The sequence below is a fragment of the Streptomyces sp. NPDC059398 genome (assembly GCF_042751845.1).
In the GTDB taxonomy this organism is placed as follows: Bacteria; Actinomycetota; Actinomycetes; order Streptomycetales; family Streptomycetaceae; genus Streptomyces.
In genome coordinates this window covers 40,633-57,966 of sequence record NZ_JBHYWP010000046.1, presented here as the reverse complement: position 1 = coordinate 57,966, position 17,334 = coordinate 40,633, and the positions used below count along the sequence as shown (strand labels likewise).

16 protein-coding genes, 2 tRNA genes and 1 pseudogene are annotated in these 17,334 nt (G+C 68.1%); 3 read left to right on the top strand and 16 right to left on the bottom strand.

Features of this window, described 5'->3' with window-relative positions:
- Positions 1-196: 196 nt before the first annotated feature.
- The 3 genes from ACFXBC_RS18455 to ACFXBC_RS18445 form a co-directional block, all read right to left on the bottom strand.
- Entirely contained in the window at positions 197-934 is a 738-nt protein-coding gene (locus ACFXBC_RS18455; RefSeq protein WP_385024840.1) for an NDP-sugar synthase, read from the bottom strand.
- An 83-nt stretch (positions 935-1,017) separates the two neighbouring features.
- Entirely contained in the window at positions 1,018-1,431 is a 414-nt protein-coding gene (locus tag ACFXBC_RS18450) for a hypothetical protein (protein WP_385024837.1), read from the bottom strand.
- Between the two features lie 199 nt (positions 1,432-1,630).
- A complete protein-coding gene (locus tag ACFXBC_RS18445; protein WP_385024834.1) occupies positions 1,631-2,764 on the bottom strand; it encodes an ABC transporter ATP-binding protein in 1,134 nt (377 codons plus the stop codon).
- 181 nt (positions 2,765-2,945) lie between these two features.
- On the opposite strand from ACFXBC_RS18445, the gene ACFXBC_RS18440 reads away from it, so the two are divergent.
- Positions 2,946-3,019 (top strand) — tRNA-Thr (locus ACFXBC_RS18440).
- A 485-nt stretch (positions 3,020-3,504) separates the two neighbouring features.
- Here ACFXBC_RS18440 and ACFXBC_RS18435 read toward each other — a convergent pair.
- Together ACFXBC_RS18435 and ACFXBC_RS18430 are read right to left on the bottom strand one after the other, a co-directional pair.
- Positions 3,505-4,317 (bottom strand): SAM-dependent methyltransferase, encoded by an 813-nt coding sequence (locus ACFXBC_RS18435; RefSeq protein WP_385024831.1) that lies wholly within the window; start codon positions 4,315-4,317, stop codon positions 3,505-3,507.
- A 1,300-nt stretch (positions 4,318-5,617) separates the two neighbouring features.
- Positions 5,618-5,713 (bottom strand): annotated as a pseudogene (locus ACFXBC_RS18430) (CPCC family cysteine-rich protein); the annotation flags it as partial.
- Between ACFXBC_RS18430 and ACFXBC_RS18425 the strand changes: the two are divergent.
- Positions 5,688-5,767, top strand: a tRNA-Thr gene (locus ACFXBC_RS18425). The pseudogene ACFXBC_RS18430 and the gene ACFXBC_RS18425 sit on opposite strands and share 26 nt — an antisense overlap.
- A gap of 470 nt (positions 5,768-6,237) precedes the next feature.
- On the opposite strand, the gene ACFXBC_RS18420 is transcribed toward ACFXBC_RS18425, so the two are convergent.
- The 3 genes from ACFXBC_RS18420 to ACFXBC_RS18410 form a co-directional block, all read right to left on the bottom strand.
- Positions 6,238-6,702: a hypothetical protein gene (locus ACFXBC_RS18420; protein WP_385024828.1), complete on the bottom strand. Its 465-nt coding sequence runs from the start codon at positions 6,700-6,702 to the stop codon at positions 6,238-6,240.
- A gap of 130 nt (positions 6,703-6,832) precedes the next feature.
- Entirely contained in the window at positions 6,833-7,912 is a 1,080-nt protein-coding gene (locus tag ACFXBC_RS18415; protein WP_385024825.1) for a fatty acid desaturase family protein, read from the bottom strand.
- 52 nt (positions 7,913-7,964) lie between these two features.
- Positions 7,965-8,315 carry a DUF3040 domain-containing protein gene (locus ACFXBC_RS18410; protein WP_385024821.1) on the bottom strand — a complete coding sequence of 117 codons (351 nt, stop codon included), beginning with the start codon at positions 8,313-8,315 and terminating at the stop codon, positions 7,965-7,967.
- Positions 8,316-8,965: 650 nt separating this feature from the next.
- On the opposite strand from ACFXBC_RS18410, the gene ACFXBC_RS18405 reads away from it, so the two are divergent.
- A complete protein-coding gene (locus tag ACFXBC_RS18405) occupies positions 8,966-10,138 on the top strand; it encodes an aromatic acid exporter family protein (protein ID WP_385024818.1) in 1,173 nt (390 codons plus the stop codon).
- A gap of 114 nt (positions 10,139-10,252) precedes the next feature.
- Here the strand turns inward: ACFXBC_RS18405 and ACFXBC_RS18400 are convergent, their stop codons facing one another.
- The 8 genes from ACFXBC_RS18400 to ACFXBC_RS18365 form a co-directional block, all read right to left on the bottom strand.
- Complete coding sequence (locus ACFXBC_RS18400; protein WP_385024815.1) at positions 10,253-10,990, bottom strand: GAF and ANTAR domain-containing protein; 738 nt, start codon at positions 10,988-10,990, stop codon at positions 10,253-10,255.
- Complete coding sequence (locus ACFXBC_RS18395; protein ID WP_385024812.1) at positions 10,987-11,724, bottom strand: GAF and ANTAR domain-containing protein; 738 nt, start codon at positions 11,722-11,724, stop codon at positions 10,987-10,989. The genes ACFXBC_RS18400 and ACFXBC_RS18395 overlap by 4 nt, the downstream gene beginning before the upstream one ends.
- A 220-nt stretch (positions 11,725-11,944) precedes the next feature.
- Positions 11,945-12,847, bottom strand: a complete 903-nt coding sequence (locus tag ACFXBC_RS18390; RefSeq protein WP_385024809.1) for a SigB/SigF/SigG family RNA polymerase sigma factor — start codon at positions 12,845-12,847, stop codon at positions 11,945-11,947.
- 50 nt (positions 12,848-12,897) lie between these two features.
- The gene (locus tag ACFXBC_RS18385; RefSeq protein ID WP_385024806.1) at positions 12,898-13,335 is read right to left on the bottom strand and encodes a hypothetical protein; all 438 of its coding nucleotides are present in this window, start codon (positions 13,333-13,335) and stop codon (positions 12,898-12,900) included.
- Positions 13,336-13,571: 236 nt separating this feature from the next.
- Positions 13,572-14,813, bottom strand: coding sequence for a PP2C family protein-serine/threonine phosphatase (locus tag ACFXBC_RS18380; protein ID WP_385024803.1), 1,242 nt, complete (start codon positions 14,811-14,813; stop codon positions 13,572-13,574).
- Positions 14,814-15,252: 439 nt separating this feature from the next.
- Entirely contained in the window at positions 15,253-16,326 is a 1,074-nt protein-coding gene (locus ACFXBC_RS18375) for an iron-containing redox enzyme family protein (protein ID WP_385024800.1), read from the bottom strand.
- Positions 16,326-16,577 carry a CDGSH iron-sulfur domain-containing protein gene (locus ACFXBC_RS18370; RefSeq protein WP_385024797.1) on the bottom strand — a complete coding sequence of 84 codons (252 nt, stop codon included), beginning with the start codon at positions 16,575-16,577 and terminating at the stop codon, positions 16,326-16,328. Before ACFXBC_RS18370 ends, ACFXBC_RS18375 begins: the two co-directional genes overlap by 1 nt.
- A complete protein-coding gene (locus ACFXBC_RS18365) occupies positions 16,561-17,235 on the bottom strand; it encodes a HemK2/MTQ2 family protein methyltransferase (RefSeq protein ID WP_385024795.1) in 675 nt (224 codons plus the stop codon). Before ACFXBC_RS18365 ends, ACFXBC_RS18370 begins: the two co-directional genes overlap by 17 nt.
- Positions 17,236-17,334: the final 99 nt, after the last annotated feature.

Sequence of the window (17,334 nt, the reverse complement as noted above, 5' to 3'; positions counted from 1 at the left end):
CGGGGGGGGGCAGACGCGGGTGGCGGGGGCGGGGGGCGGGGTGGGGGGGCGGGCGTGGGGGGGGGGGGGCGCCGGGGCCGGTTCCCCCGATCGGGGGGCCCGGGCCCGGCTCCCGGCGCCCATATCCGTACCGGTGCCCGCGCCCTCAACTGTGCGGCAGCCCAGCTCAGTTGGAGTCAGTTGGAGTCGGTCGGGGTCAATTGGGGCTGCCGAGTTCCTTCGCCGCCTCCGTGAGGTCCTTGGCGGTGTCGATGGCCCGCCAGTACGCGCCGTGCGGCAGCGGGTAACCGGCCAGCCGGCGCTCACGGGCGAGCCGCGGGAAGGTGGACCGCTCATGGTCGCCGCGGTCCGGGAGAAGCTCGGTGAAGCCCGCCGAGAACACGTAGATGCCCGCGTTGATGAGATACGGCGACGGGGGTGCCTCGATGAAGTCGAGTACGTGCCCGAACCGGTCCGTCTCGACCGCGCCCCACGGGATCCGCGGGCGGGCGAGCGCGAGGGTGGCGACGGCGCCGCGCTCGGTGTGGAACGCGGCCATCTCGCGCAGTGAGAAGCGCGTCCAGATGTCGCCGTTCGTCGCGTACCAGGGCCGGTCGGCCTGGGGCAGATGGGCGGCGGCGTACTTGAGACCGCCGCCGCGGCCGAGCGGTTCCGGCTCGACGACGGTGGTGACCCGCAGGGGCAACTCGGCGGACTCCAGCCACTCCTGGAGCACCTCGGCGAGATGACCGCAGGAGATGACGGCGTCGGTGACACCCTCGGACGCGAGCCAGGCCAGCTGGTGGCCGATGATCGGCGTACCGGTGCCCGGGATCTCGACCATCGGCTTGGGCCGGTCGTCGGTGTACGGGCGCAGCCGGGAGCCCTGGCCGCCCGCGAGCACCACGGCCTGCGTGGGCAGGGCGTGGACGTGAGGATCAGCGGTCGTCGTCATGAGGCGCACCCTACGACCTGGTGCGCCGCATGGACGCCGGTGCCTGCCGCGGCACTGGTCACGTGACCAGGCCGGGTCTGTTGTCAGTGCTGGTGTGCGACCCCGTACGCGAAGGAGGTGTCGCAGACCGGGCGGGAGAACGACTGGGCGCGCGTCGGCCCGTACCGCTCCACGGCGGCGCGGCCCAGCGAGCGGGCGATCGACATGCAGTGGCTCGCCAGGGACGGCCGGCTCTCGACCTCGCGCTGGAGATGCGTCAGCGCCGTACCCGGATCCTTCTCCTGGAGTTCGGTGAGGAGCTTGTCGCGCAGCACGTCCTGCGGCGTACGGGTCTTGGCGCGCACGGAGACCTCCTTGGTGGAGGCGGTCAGCATCTGCGAGCCGTTGGAAGTGCCTGCCCACGGGACGCGGGTGACCGCGAGCGTCCCGGAGAGAACCAGGACGACGGGCAGGACGAGTGCGAGAGTTCGGCCGATTCGGCGGGCTGTGTGGGTCACGCTGTGGAGCGTAGCGGCCGGTGATGATTTGGCGACATTTAGTCACTCGTGCGGGGGATGGTTCGAGTTTGCTTTTCGAATCAGGCGTTGACGGTCCGCTCCGAAATGCCCGCTCTGCCGGGGTGTTGGCCGGGAACGTACCGCGGCCCCGCACTCCCGGTGGGAGGTGCAGGGCCGCGGTACGACGGTGCGGGGAGCGTCAGTCGCTGAGGCGCTCGCCGGTCGACGTCGAGAAGACGTGGATCTCGCCGGTGCGCGGGACGACGTGGAGCTTGGTGCCCTTGTCCGGGACCTTGCGGCCGTTGACCCGGACCACGAGCTCCTTGTCGGTGCCGTTCACCTCGGCGGAGCCGTACACGTAACCGTCGGCGCCGAGCTCCTCGACGACGTTCACGGCGACGGCCAGACCGGCCGGGGCGTCGGCGCTGTCCTTGGCGAGGGACTTCGGGACCTCGTCGTGCTCGACGACCTCGAAGTGCTCGGGGCGGACGCCGACCGTGACGGTGGTGTCGCCCTTCTCGGACGCGGCGGCCAGCGCCTCGCGGGAGACCGGGACGACGCTGTTGCCGAACTTCACGCCGCCGTCGGTGATCGGGACCTCGACCAGGTTCATGGCCGGGGAGCCGATGAAGCCGGCGACGAAGAGGTTGCTGGGGCGGTCGTACATGTTGCGCGGGGAGTCAATCTGCTGGAGCAGACCGTCCTTGAGCACCACGACGCGGTCACCCATGGTCATGGCCTCGACCTGGTCGTGCGTGACGTAGACGGTGGTGATGCCGAGGCGGCGCTGGAGCGACGCGATCTGCGTACGGGTCGAGACACGGAGCTTGGCGTCGAGGTTCGACAGCGGCTCGTCCATGAGGAAGACCTGCGGCTCACGGACGATGGCGCGGCCCATCGCGACACGCTGGCGCTGACCACCGGAGAGCGCCTTCGGCTTGCGGTCCAGGTAGTCGGTGAGGTCGAGGATCTTCGCGGCCTCTTCGACCTTGGCGCGGATCTCGGTCTTGTTGATACCGGCGATCTTGAGGGCGAAGCCCATGTTGTCCGCGACGGTCATGTGCGGGTACAGCGCGTAGTTCTGGAACACCATCGCGATGTCCCGGTCCTTCGGCGGAAGGTGCGTGACGTCACGCTCACCGATACGGATCGCGCCGCCGTTGACGTCCTCAAGACCCGCGAGCATGCGCAGGGAGGTCGACTTTCCGCAGCCGGAGGGGCCGACGAGGACGAGGAACTCGCCGTCCTCGACATCGATCTCCAGCGCGTCCACGGCGGGCTTGGTGGATCCGGGGTATATCCGGGTGGCCTTGTCGAACGTGACTGTTGCCATGAGCGTGCGCTCCTTCACCGGCAGGAACGTGCCGGACGATCCGAGTAAAGGTGAGTGGTGTAGTCCACACGGGTGAACTGCGATGAGACGCTACCTGGCGGTCTGCGGTCTGTCAGTAGTTCCGGACCAGGCAAATTCGGGACGTGGCCACCTCCGCACTGCGGTTAGAATGCTCCGACGCGCCTCCTTAGCTCAGCTGGCCAGAGCAACGCACTTGTAATGCGTAGGTCATCGGTTCGAATCCGATAGGGGGCTCTGTGGGACCCCAGGTCGGAACGCATCTGACCTGGGGTTTTTCCTGTTCTTCTGGCCTCCGCATCCAGGCGGCTCGACCGGTGTGGGCTACGGGAAGCCGGGGAGTGCGAGGGGGGCGCATCAGGACAGGAGGAGCGCACCGTACCGTTCCCAGGGGTGCGCGGTACGGATGCAGCGATGCCCGCCGCCCCTTCGCGGAACCGAGTCGAACCACCTGGTGGCCCGTGCCGGGGGAACAGCGATCCGAGGAGGCGCCGCTCCTTGCAAGACCGGGTTCTGATCCACCGGCGGTACCACTTGGCTCACCGCCGACCGGCACTCCTTCAGCGACAACTCCCGTCATGGGCGAGGCAGGCACGGCCTTCGCTGGGGGCGTCTCAGTGGGCCGCTGGTTCGGAGGGGGCAAGTGCTGACAGACCGGGTACGGGCAGGGGCGGCGCGGCATCGGTAGCGGTGGGCGGAGCTGTGGAGCGGCCACCACTTTCTCAGAGCTTGCGGGCTACCGCTCCGTACATGGCGATGGCCGCGTCGTCGATGCCGTCCTGCTCGGGCCCGGGCCGCCACTTGTGGACCTGGGTGACGCCGGGGCCGACCAGTTCCATTCCGTCGAAGAACGAGGTGGCGGTGGGCAGGTCGCGCAGCACCATGGGCATGCCCTGCTGGGCGTACTCCTCGGCCACCCGCCCGACCTCCTCGGGTGCGAAGTCGGCGGTCCCGATCGTCATCGCCAGGTAGCTGCCCGACGGCAGGGGGTCGATCAGCTGCTGCACCAGGCGCCGGTCCTCCGGCGACGGGATGAAGTGGAGGATCCCGATGATCATCAGGCCCACCGGCTCGTTCAGATCGAGCAGTTCGTGGAACTCCCGGCTGCCCAGAATGGCGTCGGGGTCGAGCATGTCGGCGTCGACATAGGCGGTCGCGCCTTCCGGGGTGCTCTCCAGAAGGGCCCGGGCGTGGGCGAGGACGATGGGGTCGTTGTCGACGTAGACCACATGCGACTCCGGCGCCACCTGCTGCACCACCTCATGCAGGTTCGGCGCGGTGGGAAGGCCGGTGCCGATGTCGAGGAACTGCCGGATGCCCCGCTCCTGGGCGAGGTAACGCCCGGCGCGGTGCATGAACCGACGGTTCTCGCCCATGTGTACCGGCAGCGCCGGCCAGTGTCGGCACATGGCGTCGCCCGCCTCGGCATCGACGAGGTAGTGGTCCTTGCCGCCCAGGATGTAGTCGTACACCCGGGCGGAGTGAGCCGTTGACGTGTCGATCCGATCGCGCGCACTGCGCACAGGCCGCTCCATTCCTCGTCGCTCGCCGCCGGAAGTGATCTCAGACGGTACATGGCCGAGCCAGTACTCGAACAGCGATGCGGCATCGGCCGGGGCTCTGTGCGGGGCACGTGACCGCTGGCCACGTGATCGTGGGCCACGTCGGCCTGATGCCTCATCAGGAACACGCGTATGAAGGGATTGAGTTCGGCTGCTCAGTTACCGGGGTGATTGCTTTCCGACGGAACCACTCACCGCCGCTTGCACGTTGACGGAGATAAGCGGCGCGCCATGCCGCTGCGTTGGCGGCGCGTGGACACTGCGTCGTGGCGGTCGAGCCGACAGCGGCGCTGCGGGAGCATGGACAGTGAATCCACGCAGATGGCGAGATCGGTTGGCTCGACGGCGTTCTTCCGGACCTGACACTGATGAGCCAGCACGCTCGGGTCGGCCGCTTTCACCGTCCATCTCGCCGTGGAGGGCGGTATTCCCTGGACCGCGCAGGACTGCCGGCGCGCCGGGACCGTGCACTGGGGAGGCACGCTGGGGGACGTCCGGCACACCGAGGCGCGGATCGCACGAGGGGCGATGCCCGAGCGGCCCTTCGTGCTGCTCACCCAGCAGTATCTGGCCGACGCCAGTCGGCCACCGGGACACGAGCCCCGGTATTCCTCTGTTGCCTCAGCCATCGCTTCAGTGGACACAGGGCGCCTGTCAACCTCCGTTACCGCGGTTCGGGCCACTTCGATGAACCGGAGGGTGACTTTGACGTCTTCCTGCATCGTCTCCGTCAGAGACTCAGCTGCATGGGTGACGTCTGGGGGACCCAAGATCGCGATGCGTCGTGCGCGCTCCGCCATGCGGTCTGCGGCCAAGCGAAGAGCCTCTAGGCCCGTCGGGTCCGGGGCGTCAGCTTCTGCGGATGCTTGGGTGATACGCAGGCACTCGTCCCAGGCTTCGAGGAAGGTTTCATAGGTGCTGAAGCGTTGCTGCCTCAGCCAATGAGCATGTTCAACGGAGCCCTGGTCTTGCACCTGTCTTCGGACAGCCTCGGCGCTCTTCTCGGCGCCGAACCTGGCTGCTCGTGCTCCAACAACGGCACCCAGTCCAGTTGCGGCTAACCCGATTACAGCGAGTACGAGAGGAATCACTACGTCCTTCACTGGCTCATCATGTCGGGACAGCTTGTGGTGGGGAACCCCGCATGTTCGAAGTCGCCCAAGGGCCGGAGACCCTCCAACCTGGCGACTGCTGTTCTGCGAATGTGGCAGGCATGTCGTGCGCGGCCTCCCGGGTCACGCGGCTCGTCGGCCGCCAGCGGTCGTACGTGCTGTCAGCCGGGGTAGTTGCAGGCGCCGAATTCCCGGTAGTTCTGCTGGGCTTCGATGAGTGACACACGGTCGGCCCCGTCGGCCATCCCGGGCCACCGGAACCGAACGCCCTTGTAAGGCGTAGGTCATCGGTTCGAATCCGATAGGGGGCTCTGTGGGGCGCCAGGTAGGAACGTATCTGACCTGGGGCTTTCTCTTGTCTGCTGGCCTCCGGCTCCGGACGGCCCGCGGTGCGACTCGATGTGCGTACCAGCCCAGTCCCCGTACCCGTGGTAGGCCGCCCGGTGACGGCAGCTGCCCAGGCTGGCAAGTACGCGGCACTGAACGGTCACGGCCGCACCGCGTCGCAAGCGAAGTGGGCGCCCCGACATGCCCGCACCCCTGCGAGCCAATGCCGCACTTGCCGGTGGGCGGGCCGAATGGCCGTCAGTGTGGCGGGGGCCTTCACCACAGTTCCCGGCAGTTTCCAGCCACTTGGGGATCTGCAGCGCGTTGTTGAGAGCTGCGGCGGCTCGTGTCTCGTAGCCGTCGGCCAGGATGTTTGTGCCGACCCCTCGCTGTCGGGGTGACGGTGGTAGCCCGTCCGCGCACTCAGCTGGCCGTCCGGCCACCGCAGACCCTTTTAGCGGTGAGCGGGCCTGCGCCCGAACAGGTGCCGATGATGCCGGTGAGCCTGGGCGTCTTCCCTGGCGGGAGAACGGTCATCGCGTGCTGTGCCGACGTCCCTCCGGCTGCCGGCCGCATGTGCACCGACCGTGTTCTGTTGGTCGATGCGGTCGATCAGTTCGTCGCGGTCCTGGCGTGCCGCGGAAGTCTCACGTCGCGATTCCTTGAGTCCCCGACGGGCGGCGTTCTTACGGCGAGAGGTCCGGCGCAAACCACCCAGGAGCATGCTCAGTCCGAGCAGGGCCACTGCGCCGACGATGACGCCGTAGAGGAAGAGCAGGCCGGTTGAGCCTGTCATGTGGTAGCCGAATACTTTGAACGCCTGTGTGAGTTCGTGTGCGCTGCCCACGTTGCCGACAATCGCGGCCACCGCGACGATTACGGCCAGGATCAGCAGGATGAGTCCGAGGATCACGATCATGACGCGCTCCGAAGGTATGCGTTTTGTCCACTTCCCAGGCTGAACCCATTTGCTCGCTGGAGCCACCCGTGGGCCGCGAAGGCCCCGCTCGACAGACGTCGCCGCCCAGTCTCTACGGGGGGCAGGGCCGTCAGACCTCTTCGGTGGCTGGGGGCGGTGTGCCGGTGCCGACCGCGTGGAGGTGTTCCAGTGCTTGTCGGTAGGAGTCGAAGATTCCGGTCTCGGTGTAGGGCAGTCCCAGTGTGCGGCAGTGCTCGCGCACCAGGACCTGTGCGCGTGGCAGGGTCTGCGTGGGCATGCTGGGAAACAGGTGGTGCTCGATCTGGTAGTTCAGGCTGCCCAGCAGGAACGCGGTGACGCGGCCGCCGCGTACGTTGCGTGAGGTGAGGACCTGGCTGCGCAGGAAGTCGAGTGTGTCCCGGGCTGCGGGCATCGGCATGCCCTTGTGGTTGGGAGCGAACGAGGCTCCCATGTACAGCCCGAACAGGCCCTGTTGGAGGAGGACGAACACCACCAGCTTGCCCGGAGAGAGGACCAGGGCCAGCGCGGTGACGTATGCAGCAGCATGGGTGAAGAGCAGGGTGGCCTCGACGACCGCCGGCGCCGGCGCGCCGGGGTGCCGGTGCCGGAGGGCGCGGGCGGAGGCCATGTGCAGGTTCCACCCTTCCATCAGCAGCAGCGGGAAGAAGAAGCCGGCCTGATGGCGGGTCCACCAGCCCCTGAGCCGGTATCGGCCGTTGGCGTCGCCCGGGATGAAGACCAGGGCGCCGGTGGCGACGTCCGGGTCGCGGTCGACCTGGTTGGGGTGCGCGTGGTGCCGGTTGTGTTTGTCCAGCCACCAGCCGAAGCCCAGCCCGATCAACAGGTTCCCGAAGACCAGCCCGGTCCAGTCGCAGGCCCGCCGGCTGGCGAAGAGCTGACGGTGGCCGGCCTCGTGGCCACGGAAGGCGCACTGGGTGAAGGCGAAGGCCAGCAGGACAGCCACCGCGAGCTGCCACCAGGAGTCTCCGACCGCGACGAGAAGCATCCAGCTGAAGGCCGTCAGCAGTCCTGTCCCTGTCAGCCTGAGGGCGCTGCGCAGCGGATGACGGCGGAGCAGTCCAGCGCTCCTGACCTGGCGGGACAGTGCGGTGTAGTCGCTCACGGGTCGCCCTGGGTGCGCCGCCACAGCTCCGGTGGCGCCGTACGGTGTGTGGTTCGTCGACGTCATGGTGCTCTCCGTTTTCCTACCCGTTTCGGTGTGCTCCGTGTCGTGACCGCGCTCAGCGCGAGGCGTGGCTGCGGCGGGAACGTGACAGACCGGATCCCGGGGCGGACAGGACGAAGAAACGTATGAGGAGCGTCAGGGACAGTGCTGCTGTGACCGGTGTGATCCAGTCCGGGGCAGAGGTCACGAACCCGCAGATCACGGCGGTGCTCCCGAAGACCGCTGAGCTGACCAGCAACGCCGTACGGGGGAGGAGGGCGTGCTGCTTCCACCGGGCCGGGCAGGCCCGGAGCCGGTCCTGGCGGGTTCCCATCGTGGCCAGGCGCCGATGGAGGCGGGGCTCGCACCTCGTCAGGCGTTGCTCGATGGAGTCACACAGGGACTGCTCATGGACGGGCAGAGACATTTGTCCTCCTCGGGCTCGGTCGACTCCGTGACGCCAGATATCAGCGGCCACGGGCGAAACAACGACCCGGGGTCAGGGGGCTCATGCTCATCACCATGCTTCGACGGTGGCTACTGGACCCGCACCCTGTGAAGCGGCCTGGGACCCTCAACGGCACCGTGGTTGAACGCCTGCCCCGTACATTTCGGCGCATGCCTGCTGGCCCCCGCAGATGCGGGAGAGAGCCTTGCCGAGCCGGTCTGCTTGCTTGTACGCCCTGGCCATGACGCTCCTGTTCCCGCGAACCGCCTCACCTGTTCCCGCGAACCGCCTCCACGAGGCGCCCGGCAGGCCGCATCGCACTGGTTCTTGAGGCCGTTCAGGCCGTTCGCCCGAGGAGAACACGGGTACAAGGGTGTCCTGTCGCACCGGAAGCGTCACCCAGGGCACGGCCCTGGAAGGGGCTGCCCGGCGGGCGATGTGGCTGCTGCGGGCGCCCCCTTCGCATGACACGGCGGAGCGGGCCATCGGCCCCCGTTCCCATGGGGTCATCGAACGCTGGGATGGAAGAATCTTGGGAGAGCGATGAGGAAAGTTGCCCGTTCAGCAGCGTTCTGGAAAACCGGATCGTGCGCTCCACGCGCTGCTCCCTGCGTGAGTAGCGTCAAGCCGTGGTGAGCGGGCGTCCGACCTTCATCTCGGCGTGGAGGTGGTGGGCGGATTCTTGTCGGTACTGTGTTCGTGGCATTGTCTCCTCCGGTTCCGAACGAGATGGCCTGCTGCTCCTGGCAAAGGGCGTGGTGGCTGCGGTTGTTGCCTGGTCACTGGCGGGACGGCTGCTCCCGGCCACGGTGACGACCTTCGCGCCCTTCACCGCACTGTTGATACTCCAGGTCACGCTCTACAAGTCCTTCCGAGACTGCATCCAGTACCTGGCTGCCATGCTCCTGGGCACGGCTCTCGCCGCAGGACTGGGTGCTACCGCCGGTGTGCACGCCTGGAGCCTTGCCCTGCTGATCCTCTGTGCCTTGGCGATCGGCAAGACCCAGCGACTGGGCTACCAGGGAAGCCAGGTGCCCGTGATCGGCATCTTCGCTTTCTCATCAGGCCACGGGAACCTGAGCTACATCGGACATCTCGTCGCCTCTGTCGCCCTCGGCGCGGGCTGCGCACTCGTAGCACACATGGCTGTCGCGCCTGCCCGGCGGACGCCCCGGTCCGAGCAAGCTGTCGAAGCGCTCTCCGTTCAGACTCAGCGCATCCTGACCATGCTTTCCGAAGCGACTGCCGGGCAGGACACCCTCGGCCAGGGCTGTCTCGATGACTGGGCCCGCCAGTGCACCCGGATCGCGGCCGAGATAGACCGTGCCCGGTCCCGTATCGACGAAGAGGACGAGAACTCCCGGCTGAACCCTCGTCAAGCATCGCCGGGGGCACGGCATCTGCTGACCCACACCCACCCCACGATCACCCTTGTGGACAGGGCACTGGGGCACATCCGTTCCGTCGTCCGCAGCCTCTCCCACGCCGTTCGCAGTGGAGACTACGACTCTCTGTCCCGCGCGTTCCTCGATCCCTACAGCGTCCTGCTCCGCGAAGCCGGCGACCTGCTGAACCTGGTCATGCGGCAGGACGCGGATCCCGGCGAAGTCGGAACGGCGCTGCGCGAAGCCGAAAGGCAGTGCCGAGACCTGCAGACCAATCGCCACATCATGGACGCCGGATCGCCGGTGCAATCAGCGTTGTGCGGCTCACTCATCACTGATGTCGGCCGACTGGTGGACGAGCTGCAGCAAGCTGTTCCCGAGGAGATTCGTATCCCTCCTGCCAGGGGCGGCCAATGAGGGGCGGCCAATGACGGAGTCCCGGGGGCCCTGATCACACTGCTGCCCGACATCACGCAGCGGTCCCCAGGGCTGTCGACTCCGGCTGTTCCGCCCCGAGGACGGTCACCGCTCCTACGGGTGGGGGATCTGGTCGGTGTCGAGGGTCTGGTCGATGATCTGGCGGGAGCAGTCGGAGATGCGCAGCTGGTGAGTCCGGGCGTAGACGCGCAGGGCGTTGTACGCGGTGCTGGGGTCGACGGTCCAGCGTTCGGCGAGGATCCCCTTGGCCTGCTCCACCACGATGCGGCTGGAGAGAGCGTGCTGGAGCTGGGACTTCTCCATCTGCTCGTGGCCGAGATCGCGTTGCTGAAGGATGGCGATGGTGGCGACGTCGGCGAGAGCCTGGGCGAGGGAGGCGTCCTGAGTGCTGAGCGACTGGCGGCTGGTGTGGAAGAGGTTCATCGCCCCCACCGCGCGGTTGCGCAGACGCAGGGGAAAGACGTGGCTGATCTGAAAGCCACTCCTGCGTGCCTTGTCGGCGAAGGCGGGCCAGGCGCCCGTGTCCGAAGGGTCGTGCAGGTCGATGTTGGACCGCGCGTCGCGTGTGCGGTAGCAGTCCAGGCAGGGGCCCTGGTCGTGCTGGACGGCGAAGAGTTCCAGCAGATGAGTGTTCTCGTCGGAGGCCGCGACGGTGTGCAGCAGCCCCTTCTCATTGGCCAGGAGAATGCCCGCCGCAGAGACGTCGAGCAGAGCGACGCAGTGGGCGCACAGCCCTTCAAGGAACTCGATGAGGTCGAAGTCATCGATCAGCGAGTCCGCGACCTGCACGAAGACATCGGATACTTGCTGCTCGCGGGACATGGATGTCATCCCCTCGGCTCCTTGGGTGGCTCGGGATCGGGACCGTCACCGTCATCGGGACTGTCATCGTCCAGGCGCAGCCGCCGCGCTACAACATCTTCAGCGGCGTCGACGATGGACCGGTCGTGGGAGTAGGCATACGCGCGCAGCCGCAGCAGCGCCTTGCTGAGAGGAATTGCGAGCTGGACGCTGAGCATGCCGGTGGCCTGATGGACGACTGCCCGGTGCAGTTCACCGCCCGGCTGTGCGTCCACCCAGGCATCGAAGTGTGCGCTGCGCCCGCCCAGGAACTGGAGCGTCAGGGCCGCTGCGAGGCCCAGCGCGTCATCCATTTCCTGACCCGTCATGGGTCCCGGACGGGAGCGCAGGGCGGTGAGGACGCCGACCGTGATACCGCCGAGGGCCAGCGGGAGACAGAACATGGCCCGGATCGGGAGATGGGCCATCGCCGGCGTCAGAGCGGGCCACCGGCCGGCGTCCACTGCTGCCACGTCGTGTGCCAGCGTCGCCTGTCCGGTGCGCAGGGCGTCCGGACCGGGCCCCTCGCCCAGGGTGAACTGCAAATCCTCGAAGGAGGAACTCGTCGTGCCGGAGAACCACAGCGGCTCGGTGATCTGTCCTTCCACCGTCAGGGACAACGCGAGGTGATCCATACCGAGGACCGATGCCCAACTGTCGTAGAGCTTCGGCCCGGCTTCGGTGTGCAGGGTCCGCAGGATTTCCGTCATCTCGGGGCTGAGCACCGGCGGCCACCTTTCCGCTTCCGAGCATACCGCCGAAGCTTCAGAATGATTTTCACGCGCTGTCAGCCGCCCCCTCCACTGTCCCACGACGGGGCGGGCGGCCGGCTGAGAAGGACGGAAGCGGTGCCGGTCACGGTGAGTGCCGGCGCGGCGCTGCCGCTCTGCTCGGCACGCCGACGCGGCCTCCAAGGCCGCGACAGTGCAGTCCGCCGGACAGCCCCTAACTGTCGGTGAGCAGGCCGGCGCGGAGCTGGGCCAGGACGCGTGTGAGCAGGCGGGAAATGTGCATCTGGGAGAGGCCGAGTTCGGCACCGATCTGCGACTGGGTCATCTCCTGGCCGAAGCGGAGCTGGATGATGCGGCGCTCCCGCGCGTTCAGTTCAGCCAGCAGAGGGGCGAGGGACTCGACGTCCTCGACAAGGTCCATTGCCGGATCGCAGCCACCGATGATGTCGGCATAGGAGCGGCTGCGGTCGTTGATGTTCCCCGTGTCCGTGGCGTCGCCGGAAACATCGAGGGGCCCCGCGGTGTAGCCGTTGGTGGCGATCAGCCCCTCGGTGATCTCTTCCTCACTCAGGTCGAGCTGGACGGCGAGTTCCTTGACCGTGGGCCGGCGATCGAGAACAGCAGCGAGCTGTTCGCTGGCCTTGGCCAGGTCTACGCGCAGTTCCTGGAGCCGCCGGGGCACGTGCACGGCCCAGGTGGCGTCGCGGAAGTACCGCTTGATCTCTCCGAGTATGTACGGGATGGCGAAGCTGGTGAACTCGGTTTTGCGGGAGAGATCGAACCGGTTGATCGCCTTGATCAGACCGATCGTACCGACCTGGATGATGTCCTCCAGGCCCTCGCAGCCCCGGCTGCGGAACCGGCTCGCGACGAAACGCACCAGGGTGGTGTTCATCTCGATCAGCGTGTTCCGGGCGTACTGGTACTCGGGCGAGCCTTCTTCCAAGGACCGCAGTTGCGTGAAGAACAGTTTCGACAGCGCGCGTGCGTCCTTCGGTGCGACCTTCTGAGCGTCCTCGATCCAGGGCAGGTTTTCGTTGCAATAAGGGGCGCGTACTGACGGTTGCGCGGCTGCCGAGGGTGTGGACGCCTTCGTGGCCCGCTTCGATTTCGTCATGCTTTTCCCTTCGTCGTGAGTTGTCTTGCTGTCGCCCGTGGGGCCTCCGGTCAGCGGGAGTGCTGGCGGCTCGACGCGGAACCCAGGCGCAGAACGGAGCGCAGACGCAGGGCTGCCGACGGTGGGGCCACACCTATGAGCGCGGCCGCCTGTCCGTAGGTGTGGGAACCGAACAGGACCAGTCCGAGCAACGCGTGCTCCTGCTCGCTGGACGAACCGTCCGACTCGGCCGGTGTGTTCGCCTGTGACGGCAGGACCGGTCCCTCACCCGATCCGGCAGAGGCGCCCGCGCATCGATGCCACAGATCGGCCGCGAGACGATGCCGCTCCGCCTCCGGCGTGACGTCGGACGCCGACGCGGGAACCTGCGTCACCGTGGCGACGACTGCCTCGACTGCTCGGTCCAAGTCCCGGCAGAGGAGCAGAGCGAGGGAGAACAGGGCATCACCATGGCGGTCGTAGACGGCCAACGCCTTCCCCGCGTGCATCCGCCCGACGTCTGGTCCGCCGGGCGCTGCACCAGTGGGTGTGACGCTAAGGGTGTCCCTGTCAGAAATGTGCTGCGTCAACGCATTCACCTGCTACGGCCGTGTGGTCAGGACCGCCAGGGGCAGGGGCGCGCTCAGCAGCGTAGTCCCCAACAGATGCCTGTGGCTACCCGCTCACGCCGGCGCTCCCGGCTGCTTCCCTGCGCGCCCAAGATCGTGGCGCGATGTCTGTCGGCTCATGTGAGGGTGGTGAGGTGGTCGGCTCTGCCACCGCGCCATTCGATGAGGAGGACGGTCGCGTCGTCGCTGGTCACGCCGCCCCGTTCGCGTTTCAGGGTATGGGAGAGTTTCCTGGCCACGGCCCGCACCCTGGTGCGGTCGCGCAGGATGTGGTTGGTCCACTCGATGAGCAGTGCCTCGCCGAACTCCTCTCCACCGGCCTGGTGTTCCTCGACAAGGCCGTCGGTGAAGCACAGAACCCGGTCCCCGCGTCGCAGCATCCGCTCGGTGACGTGCGGCTGCTCGCCGCCGAAGCCGACCGGGAGCGTGGTGGGGCTGTCCAGCCGGTCGAGCACGGTGCGGTCGCGGATCAGCAGCGGCGCCGGGTGGCCGGCGTTGACCCACTGCAGCCGCCCCGTGGTGATGTCCAGGCACATCATCTGCGCGGTCACGAAGTGGTCGGGGCCGAACTGGCCACTGATGGCCTGGTCCATGAACGCGTAGATCTCGGCGAGTTCGACATTGGTGCGGCGGGCGTGGCGGTAGGCGCCGATGGCCACGGTCGCCATGGTCGCGGCGTCCAGGCCGTGGCCCATGGCGTCGATCATGGCCACATGCAGGATGTCGTCGTTGAGGGCGTAGTCGAAGCTGTCGCCGGCCACCTTGTAGGCGGGCTCCAGGATCCCGGCGACCTCGACCTGCGGGACGACCATCGACAGCGGAGGCAGTAGCGACCACTGGATCTCGGCAGCCACATCCATGGGCGCGCGGCGGCGGGCCATGAAGAACTGGTCGGTGTAGGCGTCCTTGGTGACGATCATGTCGGCCACCAGTCCGGCGAGTCTGCGCAGCAGCCGACGATCGTCGTCATCCACACGATCGAGGGTGACGACCATGACACCGACCTGGTCGCTGCCGTCCAGCAGCGGCAGATACATGCGCACGGAGCCGTCCTGGGGGACTTCCACGGTCTTGACCTGCAAGAAGGCCTCGCCGGCCGGGGAGTCGTCCATCGATTCGGGTTCGCCGACGACCAGCCGCTTGCCGGGCAGCGGTACCAGAAGCAGTTGTTCGTAGTCCTGCAGGAGGATGGAGACATCGCGCCCGCCGATACTGGCTACCTCTTCCGCGATCAGCGGGGCGATCAGCTGCGCGGGCATCTCGTGGGCCCGGTCCAGGAGCACACCCAGCAGACGCTCCCCGAAGCCCTCCGACCGGTCCTCCTCGACGCGGTGCGGCTTCCGCTCGTCTTCCGCCATCGGCCGGGCCTCCCCCTGGTTCCTGTTCCCGCAGGCAGTGCGGCGGCAGCTTCTTCATGCGCCGGGGACCCGGCGTCGTCGACGCCTCGGCCACCGTATTCCGGCTCGCCGTGTACCGCGGAGCCCGCACCGCACGCTCCGGCGCCCCGGAGCCGCTCGGCGGGCACGAGGGATCCATCCAAAATCCCATACGGTCCGTACGTGCGGTTTCCTGACACGACCGTGCTCAACCCGCACAGCCTGACGGGGCCGACCGGCCCTCCCCGCCCATTACGCCAAAAGCGGCATGCCGCACTCACTCGGTTCCGCAGCTTCGATGAGACACGGGGATGAAACACGGGGAGGGGCCGGCAGGAAGGGTCGGCCGCGTGCGGTCCGCAGCATCGGGTACCCGGCTTGGTGGGCGAGCAGCGATTCCGTGCCCGCCCTGGCGGGAAGTTCAGCTCACGGGCCCGGTGCCCGGCCCTGCGTGCGGTCCGGCTGGGCCCCGAGTGGCCGGCAGCGGGAGCCGCAGGGCGGAGCGATCGTCAGTCCAGGCCCCCAACACGTGTGCGCCCAGTTTGTCTTCGAGCAGATCGGTGGCCTGGACACCGAAAGCCACGTCGGCGTCCAGATGGGGTTCGGCTGCCAGGAGAGGGCCGATCACCTCGTGCCGTACGACCTGCTCATGCACCGCGTCGGCTTCGATGTGCTCGTCGTAGAAGCGCTCGGCGGCCGGACCGGCGCCCGTCTGCCGCATGGCTTTCGCGAGCCGCCGTGAGCCGGGCGACGAGGTGATCTCCACGGCGGCGAAATGCCCGATGAGGGCGCCACGCAGTGCCCGGTGCAGTCCGAACAGGGACATCAGGTTGACCGCGCAGAGCGCCTGCGCCGGAGCAGCGTCGAGATACGCGCCGTAGGCGTGGTCCAGGTCGAGGTCGTCCATCAGGTCCGCGAAGAGCCGGGCGTGAACGTCCTCGGCCCGCCCGGCGCCGAACTCGTCGTACTCCACGGCCACCATCGCCGCCTTGGCCCGCCCGTACAGGCGGGGGATGACCCAGGCGTGGGGGTCGGCCTCCTTGAGGTGGTACAGGGACCGCAGCGCCGCGTATTCGCGCATCTGCCAGAGCCGGCCATGGCTCTGCAGGTAATGGCTCACGCCTGTGCCCTCCGCGGCGCCCGGTTCGACAAGGATCCCGGCCAGGGCGTCCTGGGCGTCGGCTCCGCCCGGCACGTCCGCACGTAGTGCGCTCAGAAAGCGGCTTTCGAGGTCTCTGCGCAGCCTCAGCAGGTCAGGATCCCACTCCCGGTCGTCACCGACCCCCGCGAAGCTCTGGTAGTGCAGTTCGTACAGCACGTACAGGGCCAGCTGGAGGTCGTCCCCGTAGGGCTCGGCCGCCGTCAGGACCTGAGGGTGCGCCAGGGGCGCGCTTCCCCTGTGCAAGGAGGAGAGGACAGCAGCGGAAAGCACGCCTCGTGGGGCCGGCAGTGCGGGGCTGGCGGTACGTGATTCGACATAGGGCTCCGCAGCCATCACGCCTCACCCCCTGCATCGCTGCTGCCTGTGTCCGGCGAGGCCGGAGGAGTGCGGGGGACGCGGCGGCGGTGGCTGGTGTCGCACCACGGACGGATGCGGCTGCGGCCGCACGTGCACACCGCCACCATGAAGCGGTCGGAGGTGACGGCCACGCCGTCGTCTCCGGTGACGGTGACGGGGCCTTCCACGAGAAGCGGTCCGTGGCGTTCGAGCCGTAGACGGCGGGCGCGTTCAGTGTCGTCGGGCATGAATGACCACCAGTTCCTCTTTGTCCTGCCCTTCGTCCATCAGCCCCTGACTGCGCAGCCACGGCAGGCGTGAGCGCAGGACGGGGCCGAGGGGGACCAGCTCGCGGTCACTGACCTCGGCGTCAAGGCCGGCCTTTCCCAGCGCCTGGAGCGTGGCCTCGATTCCGCACAGGCCGGAATGGACCATGAGGAGTGCCCCGCCGGGCCGCAGGAGGGATCCGGCAGTCGCGCAGACACGGTCGACGACGGCCCGTCCGTCCCGTCCTGCGTCCCACGCCCGTGCTCGCCCCCGACGCGGCGGCAGGTCGGCTGGGGCAGGGACGTAGGGCGGGTTGCTGACCACCATGTCGAATCCCCCCACTCCGAGGCAGGCCAGGTCGCCGCGGCGGACAGTGACGCGGCTGCGGTGGAGCGCGGCGTTCACCCGGGCACACCACACGGCCCTGCGGGAGATGTCCACAGCGGTGACCCAGGCGCCCAGCCCGGCGGCGTGGACCGCGAGAGCCCCGCTTCCGGTGCCGAGTTCGAGCACGCTGGCCCCTGGCCTGATGCCCGCGCGGCTGATGGCCCGCATCAGCAGATGCGTGTCGTGTTGGGGCGCGTAGACGCCCGGCACTGTCAGCATGCGCCGCGGCCTGGTCAGAGGTGTCACGGTCATGTCGGCCTCTTGTCCTCGTATCGCCGCAGGCCCTGCGCTACTCGAACAGGCTGGGCTGCTCGCAGGCGGAGCGCCACTCGAACCGGGCCGAGACCCGGT